The 2,274-nt window shown below is 76.9% G+C and carries 2 protein-coding genes; both read right to left on the reverse strand.

Annotated features, from left to right (window positions below; all coding sequences use genetic code 11):
• Positions 1 to 291: 291 nt before the first annotated feature.
• Positions 292 to 2,040 carry a TRAFAC clade GTPase domain-containing protein gene (locus DZF91_RS24860; RefSeq protein ID WP_117359673.1) on the reverse strand — a complete coding sequence of 583 codons (1,749 nt, stop codon included), beginning with the start codon at positions 2,038 to 2,040 and terminating at the stop codon, positions 292 to 294.
• Positions 2,041 to 2,044: 4 nt separating this feature from the next.
• A partial coding sequence (locus tag DZF91_RS40290) for a hypothetical protein (RefSeq protein ID WP_158588040.1) occupies positions 2,045 to 2,274 on the reverse strand: 230 nt, incomplete at its 5' end.

The raw sequence follows: 2,274 nt of genomic DNA on the forward strand, positions 1-2,274 counted from the left end.
CCGGGGCCGTCCCCGCCGGGCCCGCCGCCCACCAGCAGCGTCAGGCCGAGCACCAGCCCGGCCGCGGCCGTCGCGCCGCCGCCGAGCAGCAGCGTCGTCCGTCCCGCGACCCGCTGCGGCCGGCTCTCGGGCATCTCGCGCCCCCATCCGCCGGGGACGCTCCGGTCGCGTCCCTCTGGCCGGTGAGATGCCGCGACGCCGGACCGGGTTCACCGTCCGCCCGATCAGGCATGGCCCCGCGACGCGCACGCCTCCGCGACGTTGGATGCGGGCCGACGGCTCCCGCGGCGGTCAGAAGAAGAACGGGAAGTGGAGCTGCACGTTGTCCAGCAGCAGCGCGGCGCCCGCGCCGACCGCGGCGAGCAGGGCGAGGCCCGCCGCCGACAGGCCGCCGAGCACCGACCACCGGCCCACCTGGTAGCCCAGCGGCACCAGCGCCGGGTCGCGCCCGCGCACCGGCCACGGCGCGCGCAGCGGGGACGTCCCGGGCACCTCCTCGATGAGGTCCGGCGCGGCGGTGTCGGGCGGCACCGGCGGCGTCGCCGACGCCAGTCCCGACGCCCACAGCAGCAGGTCGGCGACCTCGCCCTGCGGCGTGGACAGCCCCGACCCGAAGAACCGCACCTCGGCGGCGACCTGCTCCAGCGACCGCACCGAGTTGCCGAGCCCGACCCCGGCCAGCCAGTCGCGCAGCCCGCCCGCCGTGACGTCCCGGCCGACCTCGGTCTTGACCAGCAGGTCGAGCTTGGTGACGATCACGCCGATCCGCTTCTGCCGGCCCCGGTCCGGGCGCGTGCGCAGCTCGTTCAGGACGCGCTGCAGCGTGTCCGCCGGGTCCTCCTCCGAGGTGCCCGCCGCCTCCTCGACCAGGTGCAGCTCCGACTCGCCCAGCGCGTGCCGGACGTAGGGCAGCGCGAACGGGTCGACCACGAACAGCAGCGCCTCGCCGTGGTCCAGGTAGCGCAGCGACTCCACCTCGGTCGCGCCCGTGTAGTGCTCACCGGCCGGGTCGAACAGGTACAGGATGCGGCGGACGCGGCCGGGCAGCTCGACGTCCAGCATCGTCGCGAGCGGCAGCTCCGGGCCGGTCTTGGCGGGCCGTCCGCCCGAGTTGAACACCTGCGCCATCGCCGCGTACGCCTCGGCGTGCCGCCGCTCGACGAACGCCAGCCGGCCGTGCGCCGCGCGCGCCCGGGTGTGCAGCGCGCGGATGCCGAGGACCATGAACGTGGTCTTCCCTGCGGCGGGCCCGCCGACGAACGGCAGCGGCTCGATCCGGACGCGCCCGATGCGTTCGGGCAGCCGTCCCTCGCAGTGCGGGCAGTACGCCGCGAGCCGGAACCGGCCCAGCGGGACGGTCGTCGGCAGCCGCGTCCCGCACCGGCACACGTGCCGGAACGCGCCCGCGGCGCCCGGCGTGAGCCGGGGGTGCCGCGCCCCGCAGCCGGGGCACGCGTACACCGGCAGCGCGATCCGCTCGTAGCAGAACGGGTGCGGGCAGGTCTGCAGGATGCGGCCGTACACCATGAACCCGCGCTCGACCGCCGCCAGCGCCAGCACGCACACCGACCACGCCGCCAGGCCCACCGCCGCGACCGCCCCGTACAGGACGGTCAGCGCGAGCCCGAACCCCGCCGCCGGGACGGCCGCGACCGCGATCCCCGCGCACAGCGCCAGCCAGAAGGGGAACGTGAAGAAGCCCCAGAGCCCCCCGAGCATGAGCCGGGTGAGCCGCACGATCGCGCGCCGCGCCGTCCCGTACACGCGCGGCACGACCGTCCGGGTGATCGTCCACCAGTCGCGCCACGCCTGCCCGAGCAGGTACGTCCGGTACGACACGGCGGGCTCGGCGACCGGCGACGGGCCGGCGCGCTCGCGCGGGGTCAGCGCGCGGACGGCGTGCAGGTAGTACAGGCCGAACGCGGCGAGGCCGGCGGCGGCGACGACCGCCGGGAACAGCACGGGGAACACCAGGACGAACCCGGCGTACATGACGGCGAGCCACAGCAGGATCAGCAGTCCGATGACGACGGCGGGCATCGGCTCACCCCCGCCGCGCGTCGTCGAGCAGCGCCTTCAGCGCCGCGCGCAGCCCGGGGTCGGACGCGAACCGCGACTCCAGGTGCCGCGCCGCCAGGAACCGGGACGCGACCCCCCGCGCCCACTCCTCCAGCGCGGGTTCGCGCACGCCGCGCGCCCGCAGCCGCAGCACCACCTCCACCAGCTCGTCCCGGCGCCCGGTGTCCGACCCGCGCCTGCGCCGCGCCCCGGGAC

The organism is Actinomadura logoneensis (assembly GCF_003428695.1).
Lineage (GTDB): Bacteria > Actinomycetota > Actinomycetes > Streptosporangiales > Streptosporangiaceae > Spirillospora > Spirillospora logoneensis.

Coding starts and splice junctions, on each gene's coding strand:
- DZF91_RS24860 (WP_117359673.1), bottom strand. CDS start 2,040: ATGCCCGCCGTCGTCATCGGACTGCTGATCCTGCTGTGGCTCGCCGTC.